This window comes from Lacinutrix sp. C3R15 (assembly GCF_018860825.1).
Taxonomy (GTDB): domain Bacteria; phylum Bacteroidota; class Bacteroidia; order Flavobacteriales; family Flavobacteriaceae; genus Oceanihabitans.
In genome coordinates this window covers 144,638-164,325 of the sequence record NZ_JAHKPZ010000004.1, presented here as the reverse complement: position 1 = coordinate 164,325, position 19,688 = coordinate 144,638, and the positions used below count along the sequence as shown (strand labels likewise).

Annotated in this window: 19 protein-coding genes; 1 reads left to right on the top strand and 18 read right to left on the bottom strand. The window is 30.2% G+C overall.

All coding sequences use genetic code 11. The features are described 5' to 3' along the window. Positions 1–3: 3 nt before the first annotated feature. The 16 genes from KO494_RS00755 to KO494_RS00680 form a co-directional block, all read right to left on the bottom strand. On the bottom strand, positions 4–1,461 hold the full coding sequence (locus KO494_RS00755) for a hypothetical protein (protein ID WP_215965673.1): 1,458 nt from the start codon (positions 1,459–1,461) through the stop codon (positions 4–6). A gap of 3 nt (positions 1,462–1,464) precedes the next feature. Then, entirely contained in the window at positions 1,465–2,676 is a 1,212-nt protein-coding gene (locus KO494_RS00750; RefSeq protein ID WP_252730205.1) for an MBOAT family protein, read from the bottom strand. Between the two features lie 284 nt (positions 2,677–2,960). Next, positions 2,961–3,866 carry a sulfate adenylyltransferase subunit CysD gene (gene cysD, locus KO494_RS00745; RefSeq protein ID WP_215965671.1) on the bottom strand — a complete coding sequence of 302 codons (906 nt, stop codon included), beginning with the start codon at positions 3,864–3,866 and terminating at the stop codon, positions 2,961–2,963. Positions 3,867–4,158: 292 nt separating this feature from the next. Further along, positions 4,159–5,136 (bottom strand): lysylphosphatidylglycerol synthase transmembrane domain-containing protein, encoded by a 978-nt coding sequence (locus KO494_RS00740; protein WP_215965670.1) that lies wholly within the window; start codon positions 5,134–5,136, stop codon positions 4,159–4,161. A gap of 51 nt (positions 5,137–5,187) precedes the next feature. Then, complete coding sequence (gene cysC, locus KO494_RS00735) at positions 5,188–5,781, bottom strand: adenylyl-sulfate kinase (protein WP_215965669.1); 594 nt, start codon at positions 5,779–5,781, stop codon at positions 5,188–5,190. Between the two features lie 13 nt (positions 5,782–5,794). After that, on the bottom strand, positions 5,795–6,220 hold the full coding sequence (locus KO494_RS00730; RefSeq protein ID WP_215965668.1) for a DUF2061 domain-containing protein: 426 nt from the start codon (positions 6,218–6,220) through the stop codon (positions 5,795–5,797). After that, positions 6,220–7,014, bottom strand: coding sequence for a 3'(2'),5'-bisphosphate nucleotidase CysQ (cysQ, locus tag KO494_RS00725; protein WP_215965667.1), 795 nt, complete (start codon positions 7,012–7,014; stop codon positions 6,220–6,222). Before cysQ ends, KO494_RS00730 begins: the two co-directional genes overlap by 1 nt. After that, complete coding sequence (gene rfbD / locus KO494_RS00720) at positions 7,007–7,864, bottom strand: dTDP-4-dehydrorhamnose reductase (protein WP_215965666.1); 858 nt, start codon at positions 7,862–7,864, stop codon at positions 7,007–7,009. The genes cysQ and rfbD overlap by 8 nt, the downstream gene beginning before the upstream one ends. Further along, on the bottom strand, positions 7,861–8,406 hold the full coding sequence (gene rfbC, locus KO494_RS00715) for a dTDP-4-dehydrorhamnose 3,5-epimerase (protein ID WP_215965665.1): 546 nt from the start codon (positions 8,404–8,406) through the stop codon (positions 7,861–7,863). The genes rfbD and rfbC overlap by 4 nt, the downstream gene beginning before the upstream one ends. A 1-nt stretch (position 8,407) precedes the next feature. Beyond that, entirely contained in the window at positions 8,408–9,271 is an 864-nt protein-coding gene (gene rfbA / locus KO494_RS00710) for a glucose-1-phosphate thymidylyltransferase RfbA (protein ID WP_215965664.1), read from the bottom strand. A 15-nt stretch (positions 9,272–9,286) separates the two neighbouring features. Next, positions 9,287–10,339: a dTDP-glucose 4,6-dehydratase gene (gene rfbB / locus KO494_RS00705; protein ID WP_215965663.1), complete on the bottom strand. Its 1,053-nt coding sequence runs from the start codon at positions 10,337–10,339 to the stop codon at positions 9,287–9,289. A gap of 254 nt (positions 10,340–10,593) precedes the next feature. After that, on the bottom strand, positions 10,594–11,652 hold the full coding sequence (locus tag KO494_RS00700) for a hypothetical protein (protein ID WP_215965662.1): 1,059 nt from the start codon (positions 11,650–11,652) through the stop codon (positions 10,594–10,596). A gap of 5 nt (positions 11,653–11,657) precedes the next feature. Beyond that, the gene (locus KO494_RS00695; RefSeq protein ID WP_215965661.1) at positions 11,658–13,346 is read right to left on the bottom strand and encodes a hypothetical protein; all 1,689 of its coding nucleotides are present in this window, start codon (positions 13,344–13,346) and stop codon (positions 11,658–11,660) included. Between the two features lie 28 nt (positions 13,347–13,374). After that, entirely contained in the window at positions 13,375–14,877 is a 1,503-nt protein-coding gene (locus tag KO494_RS00690) for a GH3 auxin-responsive promoter family protein (protein WP_215965660.1), read from the bottom strand. After that, complete coding sequence (locus KO494_RS00685) at positions 14,877–15,812, bottom strand: S9 family peptidase (RefSeq protein ID WP_215965659.1); 936 nt, start codon at positions 15,810–15,812, stop codon at positions 14,877–14,879. Before KO494_RS00685 ends, KO494_RS00690 begins: the two co-directional genes overlap by 1 nt. Next, on the bottom strand, positions 15,809–16,678 hold the full coding sequence (locus KO494_RS00680) for a M23 family metallopeptidase (RefSeq protein WP_215965658.1): 870 nt from the start codon (positions 16,676–16,678) through the stop codon (positions 15,809–15,811). Before KO494_RS00680 ends, KO494_RS00685 begins: the two co-directional genes overlap by 4 nt. A 127-nt stretch (positions 16,679–16,805) precedes the next feature. Between KO494_RS00680 and KO494_RS00675 the strand changes: the two genes are divergently transcribed. Further along, positions 16,806–16,976 carry a twin-arginine translocase TatA/TatE family subunit gene (locus tag KO494_RS00675; protein WP_252730204.1) on the top strand — a complete coding sequence of 57 codons (171 nt, stop codon included), beginning with the start codon at positions 16,806–16,808 and terminating at the stop codon, positions 16,974–16,976. Positions 16,977–17,047: 71 nt separating this feature from the next. On the opposite strand, the gene KO494_RS00670 is transcribed toward KO494_RS00675, so the two are convergent. Both KO494_RS00670 and KO494_RS00665 read right to left on the bottom strand, forming a co-directional pair. Next, positions 17,048–18,028 (bottom strand): DUF4837 family protein, encoded by a 981-nt coding sequence (locus KO494_RS00670; RefSeq protein ID WP_215965656.1) that lies wholly within the window; start codon positions 18,026–18,028, stop codon positions 17,048–17,050. Between the two features lie 24 nt (positions 18,029–18,052). Beyond that, positions 18,053–19,642 carry a LysM peptidoglycan-binding domain-containing protein gene (locus tag KO494_RS00665; protein WP_215965655.1) on the bottom strand — a complete coding sequence of 530 codons (1,590 nt, stop codon included), beginning with the start codon at positions 19,640–19,642 and terminating at the stop codon, positions 18,053–18,055. Positions 19,643–19,688 lie beyond the last annotated feature (46 nt).

The window sequence follows — 19,688 nt, the reverse complement described above, 5'->3', positions numbered from 1 at the left end:
TTCTTATATTATTTCTATTCGTTTATTTGAATTTTTAACTAAAACTTCGCCCTCTGAATTTCTAATTATCATAAAGACTTTATATTTACCTTTTTCAAGCAATAAACTGTTTACATTTATTTTAAAACCTGAGTTGTCGTAAATATTTTCTTTTTTAAAAAACTTAGATACATCTTTTCTTTCTATTGGTTTAAATTGGCTAGCTTTAGATACATATATTGAATTATTATCACTTTTTAATCCAATAAATATTTCACTATTCTTAGAGTCTATATTTTCTATTGCTGTCCAACCATCTAAAACCAATGGGGAGCTACCTTGTCTTATTTTATATTGTTTGTTTTTGGTTCCATTTATTTTTTCCAAATTTCCTAACAATCTGTTTCCTTCCTTTAATGTATCTCTTTTAATATCATTATAAAGATAAAATTCAGGCAATGATTTAGGAATTACATTTGAATTTAAATTATAATTTGTGTTTATAAAATTAGAAAGGTAATTACTTGTTTTAATAGCTCCTTTGTAATTTACATGTTGATTATATCCTACATATTCATTAGAGAAATTAGTATTATCCCAATCTGGAAAAACGACATTTAGATCAAGGTGTTTAATATTATTCTTCAATGCAAGATTATTAATTTCTGTATGAAATGAGGAATAATCAATTTTGTTTCGATATTCTTTAAAATATGGAATTGTAAGAAGCATTACTTCTATATTATGCTTTTTAGCTAGTTCCATTATTTTATTAAAGTATTCGAGTTGGTTTTCAGCTATTTTAAATGGTTCATTTTTAAAGGTCTTTTTCTTATAACCTTCCACCCTTTTTTTACTTAATGTGGTAATAGAGTTTGACGAACCTTTATAAAATCTAGTTGAATTTACAGGATTGTATTCCTCAAATAAATTATTGGTTACAAAGTCTTCTTTATTCCAATTAGAATGATTTCTAATTAAAGGGAAGAATGTAGGTAAAAATTCTTCGTCCTTATAAATATCTAAATACTCATTGAGTTTAACCAGACCTATTTTCTTAGAATCAAAACTTTGAATTTTAGCTTTAAAAGGAACATCACTTTCTTTTACAGGGTCTTTAAAATAATAAATGCTATCACCTGGTATTGCAAAAGTTTCAATTACAATCAATTTAGGGGATTGATATTTTAGAGTTTCTTTAAAACTGTAATAAATTTGGTTTAAAATTTGTCCGGAACTATATATAGTATTTACGTTTGCTTTTGTCTTAACAGTTACAATATTTAAATCAATACCATTACCGATATGAGAGTTACCCAAAAACAATAAATCTATAGAGTTAGAAGGTTGATTATAAAAAGAATCCCAAGTTTTATTTCCAGATTTTTTAGAAATAAAAAAACCACCTAATATACTCAGAAACAACGCGTATATTATCGTTAATATAACTAATTTTATTAAAAGTACTGAAAAATTTCTCATATTTTAAAATTGAAAATAAATAAATTCTGAAACATTATCATCTCCATATACTCCAAAAATGGTAAGAACCATTGCAATAGCAAGGTAAGTAGACCAACGTAATATAATAGATTGTTTATTTAACCAATTAACCATATTATACTTCTTGTGGTTTAATTCAAAACCAATCAAAACAATAATACTTAAAAATAATGCTAAAAACTCATTTTCCTTTAAACCTATAAGGTATAAATCGGTACCAAATAATTCATAAAAATTATTATTAAACATATTTTGAATAATTATAGATGCATCTGCAAAAGAATTTGCTCTAAAAAATAACCATGCAAAATCTACAATAACAAAGGTAATGATTACAAAAAACAATTTATTTGCAAAGGTATAAGCAGACAAGCCTAAAGTATTGCTTATCTTGGTTCGTATTTTATAAGTCGCTTTTTCAAAGACAATTATTATACCATGAATTACTCCCCAAATCACAAAAGTCATGGCAGCTCCGTGCCATAAACCGCTAACTAAAAAGACGATAAATAAATTGGCATACGTTCTATATTTACCCTTTCTACTTCCACCTAATGGGATGTATACATAATCTCTAAACCATGTAGATAATGATATATGCCAGCGTCTCCAAAACTCTGTAATAGATTTAGAAAAATAAGGGCTATCAAAATTTTTCATTAAATCAAAGCCCATTGTTCTAGCAGCTCCAATAGCAATATCTGAATATCCTGAGAAATCACAATAAATTTGAAAAGCAAACAAAACAGTAGCCATGATGGTTTCTACACCTTCATAACCTCCTGGATTATTATATACTTCATTCACATAAAGAGCAGCTCTATCAGCAATAACCATCTTTTTAAACAATCCAAAAGCCATTAATAATAATCCAGATTTCACTTGATTATAATTAAAGGTATAGGTTTTATAAAACTGAGGTAATAAATGGGATGCTCTCTCAATGGGTCCTGCAACTAGTTGCGGAAAGAAAGATACAAATGAGAAAAAAGCGAGCCAATCTTTAGTAGGTTCTAGCTGTTTCCTGTAAATATCTATCGTATAACTAAGGGTTTGAAAGGTGTAAAAACTAATCCCTACTGGTAAGATGATATTTAACGTAGAAACCTCTAATTCACTACCAAATAACCTAAAGGAATCTACAAAAGTGTCAATAAAAAAGTTCGTGTATTTAAAATAAACTAAGAAACCCAAATTAACAACAAGACTGACTAGCAAATATTGCTTTTGCTTTTTCTTATTATCCGTATTATAAATTTTTTGACCAATTAAAAAATCAACCAACGAACTAAAAGCTATTAATAGTAGAAACCTCCAATCCCACCAGCCGTAAAACACGTAACTAGAAACAAGTAAAAGTATATTTCTGTAATTTTTATTTTTAGCAACCAGCCAATAAAGAATAAAAACTATCGGAAAAAATATAGCAAAGTCTAAGGAATTAAACAGCATAGGTAATTAGTAAATTGGGTTTTCTATTAAAAATATCCTTGACGTTTTCTATCTTCCATTGCAGATTCAGAACGCTTATCATCACTTCTATTTCCTCTTTCTGTGTTACGCATTCCTGCAACTTCTGCAGCAATTTTTTCTAAAGTATCTGCGTCTGATTCGTCTCCTCCAGTAATTGTGATATCTCCTAAGGTTCTAAAACGTATTTTTTTAACTACTACCTCTTCATGTTCTTCTAGTACTAAAAACTCTGAATTAGGAATCCAGGTACCTTGTCTACGAACAACTTCACGCTCATGTGCAAAATATAAAGAAGGTATTGCAATGTTTTCTCTTTTTATGTAGTTCCAAACATCCATTTCTGTCCAGTTACTAATTGGAAATGCTCTAAAATGTTCTCCTTCAAAATGTTTACCATTAAAGATATTCCATAATTCTGGTCTTTGATTTTTAGGATCCCATTGGCCAAAATCATCTCTATGTGAAAAGAAACGTTCTTTTGCTCTTGCTTTTTCTTCATCACGTCTTCCTCCACCAATAGCACAATCTATTTTATTAGATTCTATAGCATCTAAAAGTGTTGTGATTTGAAGCGCGTTACGTGTTGCATTTTTACCTTTTTCTTCTGCCACACGACCATCATCTATAGATTCTTGTACAGAACCAACAATAAGCTCTACGCCTAACTCTTTAATAATATCATCTCGAAATTGAATAGTTTCAGGAAAGTTATGTCCTGTATCCACGTGCATTAAAGGAAATGGTATTTTAGCTGGATAAAATGCTTTTTTTGCTAAGTGCGTTACTAGAATAGAATCTTTTCCTCCAGAAAATAATATTACTGGGTTTTCAAATTGTGCCCAAACTTCTCGTAAAACGAAGATTGCTTCGCTTTCTAATTCATCTAAATAATTTAAGTAATATTTACTCATTGCTCGAATTTTAGTTTTTTCTTTATAGTATTCCTAAAATAGTAATTTTCTATTTGATAGGATTTTCTGCTTTCATTTAAATTTCAGTATGATACCTTTTCGTATTGTACTACCTTATTCTGTTCTACTTTAACATTTTTAATTACTAATGATAGCAATAATTTGCCAAAGTTAAAATCTTTAACGATATTTTATACTCTTTAACCGTTTTTTTTATAAACGAATACATTTTAATTTCTTTAATAATCAATATCTTAAATATAGAATGTTATTCTATTTATTTAACCTTATTCTATTTATTTAATCTTATTCTGTTTTTATTATAAATTGGTAAAAATATAAACGACAACACACCTATTACAATTATAATCATTGTTTGAGAAGTCCATATAATCCACCCAAAAGCGTAACTAGGTTCTTCTGCTAAACCAAACAATGTAAGTGCAGATAAAACTGCTGCAGGGTAAAAAAATACGCCTCCATTTGTTGTGGCTATAGTGAAACTTGCAGCTATAAAAGCTACTATCATAGATGCAAAAGGAGCGCCATGTAACTCTTTTAAAGAAAGTGATGTTATATAAAACATTAAAATATACATTAACCAAATAAAAATAGTGTGAAAAATAAAAACTCCTTTATTCTTCATTTTATATATACTTGTAATTCCTTCTAAAAGACCAACTACAAAACTTTTAATTTTATTAGCAATTTTACCTTTAGATTTTTTAATATAGAAAACTACTAAACCAAACAATAAGCACAAACCTAACAGTATTATTATTAGGTTACTTAAGTTAATTTTTTTTATTAAAATATTATAAATAAAATCGAACTGGAAAAACAAGGTGATAACACAAATAGAAAGCATCATTATTAAATCACAAATTCGTTCTGTTACTATAGTGCCAAAGCTTTTTTCAAAAGGAATATTTTCATAATTTGTTGCTACTGCTGCACGCAATACTTCACCCGATCTTGGAACGCCATAATTTGCTAAGTAGGCAATAAATATAGCCATTATACTGTTTGGTGTTTTTATGGAGTAACCCATTGGTTTTAGTAGATAATTCCACCTATATGCTCTAGAGAGGTGGCTTAAAACACCTAAAACTAAACCTAAAGCAATCCACCAATAATTAGCAGATTTAAAATAGGGAATAATTTCTGTTATTGGAAGTTTAGAAAAAGTTAACCAACCAAAAAAAACAGCTAATACTATTGGAAGTATTAGCTTTGTTTTTTTTAAAAATGATTTCTTTTTATCACTCATATTAAATCAATTTATACTCTATTTATTTAATAAAATAAAAATTGTTTGTAATTAAATTTTTAATTTAGGCCTAATATACGCCATGATATCTTTCACCGCTTCTTCAACGGTCTTTTCTTCTGTTTTAATTTCAATATCTGGGTTTTCTGGGGCTTCATAAGGAGCTGAGATTCCTGTCATATTTTTTATTTCTCCTGCTCTTGCTTTTTTATAAAGTCCTTTTACATCTCTTCGTTCACATTCTTCAACACTAGTGTTTATATAAACTTCAATAAAATTGGCATCTTTAACAATGCTTTTAATGTTTTCTCTGTCTTTTCTGTATGGAGAAACAAAAGCTGCTAAGGTAACTAAACCTGCATCTACCATTAGGTTTGCAATTTCAGCAATTCTTCTTATGTTTTCTGTTCTATCTTCTGGTGCAAAAGTTAAATCACTGTTTATTCCTTTTCTTATATTATCTCCATCAAGCGTATACGTTTTTACGCCTAGTTTATACAACTCTTGCTCAACAACATTTGCTATTGTAGATTTTCCAGAACCCGAAAGTCCTGTAAACCATACTAAAAAAGAGGTATGCTTATTGTTTTCTTGTCTATCTTCTTTGGAAACTTGATAGTTATGTGAAATAATATTTTCTTTCATCTGTATCTTTTGATTATTTTGTACGTTCTACAAGTCCAAAATTTATTTTATACCAAACACGTTCGTGTAAATAATACAACAACATTTTTGTTACCACTTCTGCAAATCCTATTTTAAGACCTGTTAATGGATCTCCTGAAATTAACCAAGCTAGTAACATAGTATCCATAGTACCAATAAAACGCCATGTTACTGTTTTTGCAATGTGGCGTTTTCTGCTTTCTAAAACTTCTCCTTCTTTAGAAAGGTTTATTTTAAACCAAACACGTTCATGCAGGTAATATAAAGTCATTTTAGTAATAACCTCAGCAAAACCTATCTTTAGGCCTGTAAAAGGGTCTCCTGAGATTATCCAGGATAAAATAATAGTATCTATGGTACCTACAAACCTCCAAGTAATTGTTTTAGCTATATGTCTCTTATAAGATATATCTGCCATTATTTACTAACTAAAAACCAAGGGTTTAATAGATTTTCTTTGTTATATAAAAGAGATTGGTTTGTTTCTTGTGAAATAACATCTACACCAACAGCATTACAAATTGCTTGTCCAGCTGCTGTATCCCATTCCATAGTAGGAGCAAATCTTGGGTATACGTCTGCGTTACCTTCTGCAACAAGGCAGAATTTTAATGAGCTTCCTTTAGAAACTACTTCAACGTCTTTTCCTTCTTTTTTAATAGAGTCTACAAAATCTAATGTTTCTTGACTCATGTGCGAGCGACTACCTACCACTTGCACAGGGTTAGAACCTAATGCTTTTGGTTCTAATTTTATTGCTCCTTTAATAACTTCGTCTAAAGTTGCATCATGGGAACTTACTTCTGTTTTAAAAGCTTCTTTGTTGGTTACATCGGCAACATAAATAGTTTTAGTTGCTGGTACATAAATAACGCCTAATACTGGTTTACCATTAGTAACTAAAGCTATATTTACTGTAAATTCTCCGTTACGTTTAATAAATTCTTTGGTACCATCAACAGGATCTACTACCCAACAAGTAGACCATGTTTTTCTAGTAGCGTAATCTATTTGTTTATTTTCTTCGCTAATAATTGGAAACTCGGTATTAACTAGATAAGAGTTTATAACATCATTAGCTTTTTTATCAGCTTCTGTTAAAGGTGATTTATCATCTTTAATCTCAACATTAAAAGCGGTATCATACACTTGCATGATTACTTTTCCTGCTTTTAAACTTGCTTGTATAGCTATTTCTAAATCTTTATTCATAACTTTTTGCTAATGCTTTTTTTAAACTGTCTCTCCAATATGGTATTTCCATTTGAAGATTCGTTTTTATTTTGGTTTTATCTAACACACTAAAATGTGGTCTTTTTGCAGGTGTTGGATATGCTTTAGATGGTATTGGTAATACCTTAATTTTAATATTGCTTTCTTCAAAAATAGCTTTAGCAAAATCATACCAACTTGCAACCCCCTCATTACTATAATGATAAATACCGTATTGCGTGTTATTAGTAGTTATAATTTTTATAATGGTTTCTGCTAAATCTGTTGCGTAAGTTGGTGTACCTATTTGATCGGCGACGATAGTTAACAGCTCTCTTCCTTCTGATAGTTTTATCATCGTTTTCATGAAATTATTTCCATTTTCAGAATACAACCAAGATGTTCTTACTATAAAATGTTGTTCTAGATTTTTAGCTACTTCTAGTTCTCCTTTTAATTTTGTTTCTCCATAAACTCCTGTTGGGTTTGTGGTATCTGTTTCTGTATATGCTACAGATTTTTCTCCATTAAACACAAAGTCTGTAGATACTTGAATTAAGGTTACATTATTTTCTGCGCAAGCAATAGCAAGATTTTTTGACCCAAGAACATTAACTTCCTCTGCTTTTTCTTGGTCACTTTCTGCTTTATCTACAGCAGTGTAAGCTGCGCAATTAATACAATATTGAATGTTTGTAGTACTAAAAAAATCTTGTACAGCATCAAAATCAGCAATATTTAACTGTGCTGAATTTGCGTATATAAAGTTTAAATCGGAATATGTTGATTCCAGATCTTTTATACAGGTTGCTAATTGACCGTTTCCTCCTGTCACCAAGATATTTATCATAGTCTAGCGTTGTCTAAATTTGGTAAAACGACATCTTTTTGTGAAACAAGCAGTTCGTTTTCAGGCAATTGCCAGTCAATATTTAATTTTGGATCATTGTATATAATTCCTCCTTCAGATTCTTTATTATACAAGTTATCGCATTTATAAGAAAATATTGCAGTATCACTTAATACAATAAAACCATGAGCAAATCCTCTTGGTACAAATAGTTGTTTCTTGTTATCTTCTGATAACTCTACAGCTACATGTTGCCCAAATGTTTTTGAATTAGCTCTAACATCTACAGCTACATCTAAAACTTTTCCTTTAATTACGCGAACTAATTTTGCTTGTGCATGCGCACCTACTTGATAATGCAATCCTCTTAACACTCCTTTTGAAGAAAAGGACTCATTATCTTGAACAAATGCTACATTTTTATTAATTAGAGTATTAAATTTTTCTTGGTTAAAACTTTCAAAAAAGTAACCTCTTTTGTCTTCAAAAATTGTTGGTTCTAAAACAAAACAGCCTTCTAGTTTAGTTTCTGTTGCCTTCATATTATTTTTCTAAAATACTTAATAAATGCTTACCATAACCGCTTTTAATTAGTGGTTGTATTAAGGTGTTAAATTCTTCTTTATTGATATACCCCATTCTAAAAGCTACCTCTTCAATTGCTCCAATTTTTAAGCCTTGTCTTTCTTCAATTACTTGCACAAATTGAGATGCTTGCATTAGGGAGTTAAAGGTTCCTGTATCTAACCAAGCTGTACCTTTATCTAAGACACTAACTTTAAGTTTTCCTTGTTTTAGGTACTCTTTATTAACGTCTGTAATTTCTAATTCACCTCTATGACTAGGCTTTATGTTTTTTGCAATTTCGACAACAGAATTATCATAAAAATAAATTCCAGGAACTGCGTAGTTTGATTTTGGTTTTACTGGTTTTTCTTCAATAGAAATAACCTTTCCTTCTTCATCAAATTCTGCTACACCATAACGTTCTGGGTCGTGCACGTGGTATGCGTAAATAATACCTCCTTCTGGATCATTATTGGCTTGTAATAATTGTTCTAATCCTGTGCCATAAAAGATATTATCTCCTAAAATAAGTGCTACTTTATCATCACCAATAAAATCTGCTCCAATAACAAAAGCTTCTGCTAAACCGTTTGGTGCTTCTTGTACTGCGTACTCAAAATTACAACCAAACTTTTTTCCGTCTCCTAAAAGTTGTTCAAATAAAGGTAAATCATGTGGTGTAGATATTATAAGAATATCTTTAATTCCAGACCACATTAAAGTGGATAACGGATAGTAAATCATTGGCTTGTCGTAAATAGGCATTAATTGCTTACTTACAGCAAGTGTTAATGGATGAAGTCTTGTACCAGAACCTCCTGCTAGTATTATTCCTTTCATGTTATGTTTTATATTTTAGCTATATTGTTTTTGGTAGTATGTTTGATAGGCTCCACTTGTAACGCTATTTAACCAGTCTTCATTATTTAAATACCAGTCTATAGTTATCTTTAAACCTTGCTCAAAGGTTACCGATGGTTTCCATCCTAATTCTTTATTTATTTTAGATGCATCAATAGCATAACGTAAATCGTGTCCTGGACGATCTTTAACATATGTTATTAATTTTTCTGAAGAACCTTTTTCTCTTCCTAAAGCAACATCCATTTGTTGGCAAAGGAGTTTTACTAAATCAATATTTTTCCACTCGTTGAACCCTCCAATATTATACGTATCTCCATGCTTTCCTTCATGGAAAACTAAATCTATTGCAATAGCATGATCTACAACATACAACCAATCTCTAGTGTAATTTCCATCACCATAAACAGGTAAAGGTTTGTGGTTGATAATGTTATTGATAAACAATGGAATTAGTTTTTCTGGGAATTGATTTTGCCCATAATTATTAGAACAGTTTGTTATAACATAAGGCATTCCGTAGGTTTCACCATAAGCTCTTACAAAGTGGTCTGAACTGGCTTTTGAAGCCGAATATGGTGAGTTTGGATCATAAGAAGTAGTTTCTTCAAACAAACCCGTTTCACCTAAAGTACCATATACCTCATCTGTACTTATGTGGTAAAATAATTTGTTTGTAAAATCATCTTTCCAAAGTGCTTTAAAAGCATTTAACAATATCATGGTACCAATCACATTGGTTCTAACAAATGCTAAAGGGTCTTTTATAGATCGATCTACATGAGATTCTGCTGCTAAGTGAATAACACTATCAAATTTATGCGTTTCAAAAAGAGAATTGATAAAACCTTCGTCTGTGATATCTCCTTTTACAAAAGTATAATTTGCTGCTGCTTCAATATCAGTTAAATTCTCAAGATTACCTGCATATGTTAAAGCGTCTAAATTAATTATTTTATAATCTGGGTATTTTTCAACAAACAACCTTACAACATGAGACCCTATAAAACCTGCTCCTCCTGTAATTAATATCGTTTTACTATGCATTCTTTTATATTTTTATATTTTATTAAATTTTAAGTAAGCTATTCCTTAAACGTATTTATTTTAAACGTATTAGACATCAAATGTATGGCTTTTTGGTTTGTATTACAATTAATTAGCTACTAGGTGTTTTAAATAGTTTTTCTTTATTATCTATGCTTAACTTTCTTTTTAAGTACTATGTTTAGAAAATATTTATAGTGCTTTTAAATATGCTGCACAAACAAATAAAACTGGCTGCTGCCTTAATTAAATCATTATTCTTTTCCATAAGCATTTACAAACTTAACTATAGTTACAGTTATATGTAAAATCAAAAGGAAAATAACAGCTAATATTGGAAAGATTAAACTATACTTTTCTGAAATTTTATCAGATTTTGTTCCTATTTTTTGAAAACTAGATATAGTATCAAAGAAAACATCTTCTTCAATTTTCTTTTCTTCAAGCACCCTTAATTCGGTTCTTAGTTTTAATTGTTGATTTAACAATTCATATTCTTTGGTGTTTGATTTTTCTTGTTTTAAAGGATATCCTCCATCAAAATTTATGTTACCACTTCCAGATTTAGCTTCTTCATTAAGTACGTTAACATATATTTGCTGTAAAGAATCTAACTCTTGAATAGATGCTAAAATATTCTCTTTTTGAATGATAATTAATGAATCTCTTTTCTTCATTTTCTTTAAAGAATACTCATTAGTAAAAGAAGAGTTTAGTCCTTTTTCTAAAGAACTAAAAATATCTTTTTTATAAGACTCTACATTAATTTCATAAAAATCACCAGAATAGATACTTCTGTTTTCAACAAAATCTTCAAATTCAATATCTGCAGCTCTAATACTATCTATAGATTTAATAAACTTATCATATTGAATAATTCTATCATTCTCTGTTTCTGGACCAGGAGCTATTTCAAATTTTTTAATCTGTTTTACAGATTCTTGATCTAAATGGAAAATATTTGATAAAGTAGTATAGTCTTTATTACCTATTAAAGCATTAAAATAGTCTATGTTAGTTACTAACTGAAATTTAGAATCAAAATATGGTTTAACTAACATACTTGAACCATAAGTAGCAGGTTTAATTTTTTCAATAACATATCCTAAGATACCGGAAACTAATACCGTTATTAAAATAATTTTAAAATTCTTAATTACTACTCTAAGAATAGAAACTATAAAACTAAGTATTCCTTTAAAAATAGATTTAATAAAATTAGTAAATCGATCAAAAAGACTACCTATAACATTAAAAAGTTGCCCTAAATCTATTTCATCTGAAGCACTTGTTTCTGTTTGTTTTTCACTCATAATGGTTAGTTAAATATTTGTTGTAAAATTTTTCTTGTTATTAAATATGTAGGTTTGACTCCTGAAGTACCTAAACCTCCTGAAGCAAGTGTTCCTCCTGTTTCTAAAGGGTTATCACTTGCATAATACGCATAACGCACTTTAACGTCTTCATTAATACTACCTCTTACTTTTGAAGCAGCTTGAATTGCTTTTTGGTAATGCGCTCCTTCCATTTCTAGACCAATCACATTCCATGTAGAGCTATGAAAGAACTTTAAAATATCTTTGTTTTGTAATGATGTACCTAAAACGGTTATCATAGCTCCTTCAAATATTTTTAATCCTTGCCCTTCTAAATCTGTTTTACACAATTCATTTTTAAAAGGGTAGTTATCTGCTGTCCCTTCAAAAATATGTGCAGAAGGTATCATAATATCTCCTTTTCCTCCTTCTAGAATTCCTGCTTTTCCCATTATAGAAATAGAATCTACATATAAATGTGTTTTCTTTCCGTTAGGCTGGTATGGTTTTAAAAGCTCATCTATAGTTTCATAAGCTTGTTCACCAAAAGCATAATCCATTACCAAAATAATTGGTTTTTCTTTTTTTAATTTTTCTTGGTTGACTTCTATGTCAATTTTAGAAAAATCTATTTTATCGGTATCAAAAACTTGCACGTTAATATTGGTACCAGACTCATCTTTAATATAAAGCATTCCTTTTTGCAACGCTTCTTTTGTTACTTTATTGCGTAGGTCTGCATTGTCTTTATTGCTTATAGCTTCATAAACTTGAAAAATATCTTTTTTAGCTGCTAAAGGTTTTAATGCGCTTGGTGCAAAAAGAGTATTCATAACACTATGCATATTAGCACTTATTACATGTATTGGTCTTTCAAGCAATCCGTTTTTATGTAAAATAGCTTTAATATTATTGGCCCAAATTTCACCATGAATATGGTGCCCTAAGCGCTCTCTTAATACAGGACTAAATGTAACGGTTCTTTTGTTGTTATTAACCACTTCTTCTATTGCTAATTTACCTAACCAATACACAATGTGTAATAATCTTTCTGGTTGTGTAGGTATAGCAAAATCTTCATACACCTCATTTAACTCATTAAATGTACGCCCAAGAATATTAGCCGTATGTGTTATTGCAACTTCGCGCTCTTGTTGTGTAAGTTTCTTTTTAGTAGTTACTGCTTTTTCAAGCTTTATCCAATCTCTAGTAGTTTCACCGTTTTCGTCAATTAAAACGCGTTTGCTAATTTTATGAGACTCTACAAAAAGAAAGGTAAGATGTGTTAGAATATCATAGATTTCAGAACGACCACGAGTAATCTCAATGTTCATTTGTTCTTCGTCTATTCTATAGCAATTACGTCTTCTTTTTGGGGGAATAATAACTTTAAAATGAGAGTTTGCATAGCCTTCATCACTTGTTAAGTTTATAAAGGTACACTCTTCTATACCTTCAGGTAGTCTATCAACTACATAAAGGAGCCCTTCAAGTTCTGCTTTTTCTTCACCAATAGAGCCATAAATTTCTGGTCTTAGTAGCAATAAAGCTTCTCTTAATGTTTCACCAGAAACTCCCATTGGCTTATAAAAACCACGATTAAAGAGGTGTCTCATGGTTATATACATGCGCTCAATAGCATTTGAGCTTTCTTGAGCTCTCGTTCTTGCATGATGTTTTTTGTTACTCATATACTTTATTTAACCTACAAATATAGAATTATTTAATGAGATTTAATGTTTCTAAATCATCAACTAATTTTCTGTCGTTAGATAGTCGTGGTAATTTATTTTGTCCGCCTAGCTTACCAATAGATTTCATATAGTCCTGAAAACCACCTTTTTTAACTAAAGTAATCTTTAATGGTTGTAAAACTTTACCAGCAATTAAGTCTAAATAATAACTATTTTGTTTTTGTAAAGAAGCATCTATTTTTTGCGCTAATACGGAAATGTTTTCAGGTTCTTTTTCAAATTCTATAAACCATTCATGATATGGTAAGCCTTGTGTTGGGTTAATTTGTGGTGCTACTGAAAACTCAGAAACTTCTGCATCACTTGTAATTAAAGCTTCTTGTATTGCCTGTTCTACTTCTTTACCAATTACATGCTCGCCAAAAGCTGAAATAAAATGTTTAATTCTACCTGAAACAATAACTCGATATGGTTTTGTTGAAGTAAACTGTACTGTATCTCCTATATTATAAGCCCAAAGTCCTGCATTGCTAGATATTAACATTACATAATTTACACCTATTTCTACATTTTTTATAGTAATACGCTTAGGGTTTTCGTTAAAAAAATCGTCTGCTTTTATAAACTCATAAAAAATACCAGAGTTTAATTGTAGTAGCATTCCTTTTACGTTTTGTTTATCTTGATAAGCAAAAAAGCCTTCACTTGCAGGATACAATTCTATACTATCTACTTTTCTTCCTATTAAATTTTCAAATTTAGCTCTGTAAGGTTCGTAGTTTACACCACCAAAAATAAATAAGTTGAAGTTTTTAAAAATGTCGCCTACTTTTTTTCCTGTTTTTTCTTGAAGCTTTTCAAAATACATTTGTACCCAAGAAGGAATTCCAGAAATGATAGTCATATTTTCTGGTAAAGTTTCTTCAACTATAGCATTTACTTTCGTTTCCCAATCTTCAATACAATTGGTTTTTAGTGAAGGCATTCTGTTTTTTTGAAGGTATTTTGGCACATAATGTGCAACAATGCCTGAGAGTCTTCCTAGTTGTATGCCATTTTTCTTTTCTAGAATTGGAGAGCCTTGTAAAAAAATCATTTTACCATCTACAAACTTAGCATTACCTGTTTCATGTATATACATTAAAATAGCATTTCTAGCTGCTTCTATATGTGTTGGCATGCTATCTTTGGTTATAGGAATGTATTTTGCTCCAGAGGTTGTACCTGAAGTTTTAGCAAAATAAATAGGCTTGCCTTTCCATAATATATTTTCTTCGCCAGCAACTACTCTTTCTACATACGGCTTTAAGTCTTCATAATCTCTAACTGGAACCCGTTTAACAAAGTCTTCATGATTATTAATACTAATAAAATCATGGTCTTTACCAAATTGTGTTGCTGCAGCATCACTAATTAGTTTTTGAAACACTTTGTTTTGAGTTTCTACAGGGTTATTAGCCCATTTTTGTATGGACTTATACACCTGTTTTGCAAATGGTTTTGCTAAGGCTGCTTTTATTGATAGCATTATTTCTTGTTTTTTTTAAACCAATTGAAAATTAATTCGTTTCGTTCTTCTTCAAAATTAGATAAACTATGATTTCCACCTTCAAAAACTTTAAACTGAAAATCTTTTTTATTAGACATGGTAAAAGAATCTACTAATTTTCGTGCTTCTTCTTCTTGAACTCTAGAATCATCTGTTCCATGAAGAATTAAAGTAGGTTCATTTAGTTTATTGTGCCAAAAAATAGCAGATCTTGCTTCATATTCTTTTCTTTTAGTTAAAGAATCTCCTATTAATGGTTGCATTACTTTAGTATACATTTTAGGTCTAAATTTAGATAAACTTAATATGTTTGTTGGTGACCCAACTATTGCAATACTGTTTATATCATCTGATAATTTAGAAACTTGGTAAGTATTCATTCCTCCTCTAGAGATACCAAATACATGAATGTTTTTAGTGTCTACAAAATGTAAATCTTTAGCTATATCTATAAGTTTTAAAATGTCGTTTACATCTTTTCCTCCAAATTCATCTACGCCTTGACTATACATGTTACCTCTTAATTGTGAAGCCAAAACAACAAAACCTCGCGCTGCTAAACTGTTAATTATTTTAAGTTGATAATCACTAATTGCACCAAAACTTTGGTTTCCTCCACGACAATAAATTATTGCAGGTAATTTTATGTTTGCTTTATATTGTGTTGGTCTTGCAATAAAACCTTCTATTTGTAGACCATCAGATTTATAATTAATTTTATAGGTGTCTACTCCATCTTTATGAAACATTTCTGTTTCGTTTAAAAGTGTTTGAGAAACTATTTGAGAATGAAATGTAGTTTTCTCTTTTTCTTTACAAGAGAAAAAAGACAAAACTGCTATTACCAGAACGATACTGAAAAAGGAATGCAGCAAAACGCCAACTACATGTTGTTTACTCTTTCTTATTCTCATTCAAAGTCTATAAAGTTAGTTGGATTTATTGGATAACCATCACTCCAAAGTTCAAAATGTAAATGTGGTCCTGTAGTAAGTTCTCCAGTGTTTCCAGACATAGCAATAACTTCTCCTGCTTTTACTAAATCTCCTTGTTCTTTATTTAAAGAAGCATTGTGTTTGTAAACCGAAATTAAGCCATGACTATGCTCTACAATAATTACATATCCTGTTTTGGTGGTCCATTCTGCAAAAATAACTGTGCCATCTGCAGCAGCTTTAATTGGTGTGTTTTTAGCTACTACAACATCTACTGCGTAGTGCTTATCTTTTGCGTTGTAGTTTTCTGTAATGGTTCCGTTAACAGGAGGAAATAGCACAAAGCTTACATTTGAGGTTGCAGATTCAAATAAGTTATACTTATCTTCTTTTACTACTTGTTCGCGTAACAAAGAGTCTTCTCTTGTAGGAGCTAGATCTATTTCACTTACATCTAATTTGGCTGCTTCAATAATAGAGTCTCTATTAAAATCTACACTACTCATCTCTCCATACAATACTTTTTTTATGGAAGAAAAATAACGTTCATTTACTGCTATTACTTTTTCTAAAGAATCTGTTTTATGGTTTAATATAGTTGCTTTCTTTTTTAAAGCGGTTGATGAATATCCAGGAATATATTCTTTTAATGGTGTAAAAGCAATTAAAATAGTAGTACCAATAATTAATAACACAGAAGAGAAAGCAAGTAAAACAAAAACGTTAAGCCTTGTTAACTTAAAAGATAAGCGTTCTTCAAAAGTATCTTCATTAAGTATAACTAACCTATACTTATGTAGTAATTTTTTTGCTATTTTTTTTTCTTTTTTCTTTTTTCTTTCCATGCCTAAAACAAAAGTAAATAAATTTACAAAGCCTCACTTTAATATTATACTAAAGTTAGCGTTAAAACGATAATATTAAACTTTAATTATTAACTTTGCTTTAAATTTCAAGATTATGATTTTAAATATGATCCCTCTTATTATAGGTTGGCCTCAAGTAATATTAATTGCCGTAGTTATTTTATTAATTTTTGGTGGAAAGAAAATACCTGAACTTATGCGTGGTCTAGGTAGTGGAATTAAAGAATTTAAAGACGCTACTAATAGTGAAGAGGAAGAAGAAAAGAAAAAAGAATAGTTTTGTTCTTTTTTAGATATAAAAAAACCAACGCCTTGCGTTGGTTTTTTTTGTTTATGTATTAAATAGTATTATTCTATTTTTATAGATTTAATTATTGCTTCTAGCTCAAACATATAATCTCGCTTTGCAACAGATGGCGCAAAAGCAAAAGCTTCTAGAACTACATAACGTTTGTTTGCCTTATCTTCTATCATATAATTAACAAAAGGTCCAGACATAAAAGCATTTTTCATATCCCAAATTCCTTTAGTTTCTAGTGTTAACTTATTATCTATACTTGTTTCTGAAAGAAATGGTGTATACGCATCTTCTGTAACCATATACGCCTCTTCTGTTGGGCCAGGAATATAAACTTTATTAATAGAGTCTCTAATTTTAATTATTTGACCAATTAAGCTATCATTTTTTTTAATAGCGCTTTGCGGTATACTGTATAACATTAAATTTGTTGTTCCTGTAGTTATATCTTTTCTAATCCAAAACACATTGTTTTCTTCTTTAGCAATTCTATAGGCTGTTGGAAAATTTATAGAAAACCCTAATTTTTCTTTTATAGCACTGTCTTTATGAAGAGATAGATTTATTCTTCGTTGTTTTTCTTTTAGTTCTTCATTTTTAAAAGCAGCAACAATTTTAGCAGCATTACCTGTAAGTTGTTCTATAATTTCTTTATTGTTTTTTCCAGTAACTAAAACTAGTTTTTGTGGTGCAGCAAATACATCATTAGCAACTTTTACTTCTGCTTTTTCTGTACCAACTTCAATTTTTAAAACCGTTCTGTTTTTGGTTACAAAACCAGAAAATACCTGAGGAGGTATTTGTGCCATGGTAAACGTTGGCTCATCTTGTGGTAAGCCATAAATTGGTGCTGCAAGCACCTCTCTAATAGTTTCTCCTACTTCACCCTCCCAAAGTTCATTAGCTACTACTACAGAAATATTATTGAGTGTTCCTGAAGATGCTGAAAGGATTCTTTTTTTAGATTTTTCATCATCTTTACAAGATGTAAACAATAGCACTACCATTGCTATACAAAGAAAATTACGCATAATTGATTGTTTTTTATAGAAGTATTAGCTTTTTGATACAACAAGCTTCATTCCTGGTTTTAATTTGTTACCACTAATATCGTTCCAATCTCTAATATTTTGAACAGAAACTCCAGGAAATTTTTGAGATATGCTCCAAAGAGAATCTCCACTTTTTACTAAATATGTTTTAGCATTTGCCGAAACAGTAGAACCTGCCTGCTTATTTGGAGTACTTTTTGTTGTTGCGGCTGTGTTTCTAGGGTAGATAGTTAAGCGCTGCCCTATTTTTAAATTATTGCTTCGTAAACCGTTCCATTGTTTTAATTGACTAATGCGAACACCAAATTTTCTTGCAATTTTACCCAAATAATCACCACTTCTTACCGTATATCGTGTTTTGCTTTCTGAATTAAAAAATTGTGGTAAAGGCTTTTCTCTCTTATCAAATTCTGCTTTAGCTAAAGCATAAAATGCTTCTTCATTATTTACAAATTTACCTACTACATCTCTTGGCAATCTTAAGGTATAATTTTCACCTTTTACAACAGGAATTATATCTAACTTATATGATGGGTTTAAAAACTGTAAAGCTTCTATTTGTACACCTGTAGCTTCGCTAACCTGGTCTAGCGTAATCATTTGCTTTACATGAATGGTATCTGTTTCTATGTATTGAAATTCTGGTTTTACAGGTTTAAAACCATGCTCTTCGGCAAACTCAAAAATATACATGGTTGCTAAAAAAGCTGGTACATATCCTGCTGTTTCACGTGGAAGATTATGACGAATATTCCAATAGTTTTCATAACCTCCAGAGCGTCTTATTGCTTTACTAACATTTCCTGGTCCTGAGTTATATGCTGCTAGCGCAAGGTCCCAATCCCCAAAAATCTCGTATAGTTTAGACAAATATTTAGATGCTGCTTCGGTAGATTTTATTGGGTCACTACGTTCATCTACATAAGAACTTACGCCTAAACCGTATTGTTTTCCTGTTGCAAACATAAATTGCCACAAACCTGTAGCACCTACTCTAGATCGCGCTCTTGGTTTTAAAGCAGACTCTACAATGGCCAGATATTTCATTTCTAACGGAATGTTGTAATTGTCTAATTCACGCTCAAACATTGGAAAATAATAATGGCTTAAACCCATTAATTTTTCAAAAGATTTTCTTCTATGTTTTAAAAAGGATTTTATAACACTTTCTAACGAAGTATTGTATTCTACATTAAAAGGTGTTCTAGCGTTTAGTTGTGCAAGTCTTGATTTTAAAACTTCGGTAGATAATTCTGGATAGTCAACCTCTTTATAATCTAGTGCACTAACAGTTCTATATATAGTATCATACAAAGAATTGTTGTATAATTCCTGAAGCCATTTTTTATCAATTTCTGCTGCGTGTTTATTGTCTTGTAAAATACTATCAAGAACTATCTGCTCTACCACTTTTATTTCCTTTTTATAAAAGGCTTGCCCATCAATAACAGTATCTATTACATAGTTTTTTCCTGCTTCTAATTGTTGTTCTGTAAGTCTAGTATTTTCTGTAGCAACTTGCAAAGTATCTTGCGCTTGTAAAAGGCCAAGACTTATAAAATAAGCAAAGAAAAAGAGTTTATGTAACTGCATGATTATATAATTAGCGTCTTGTTTAAACGTATAAGATACTAAATTC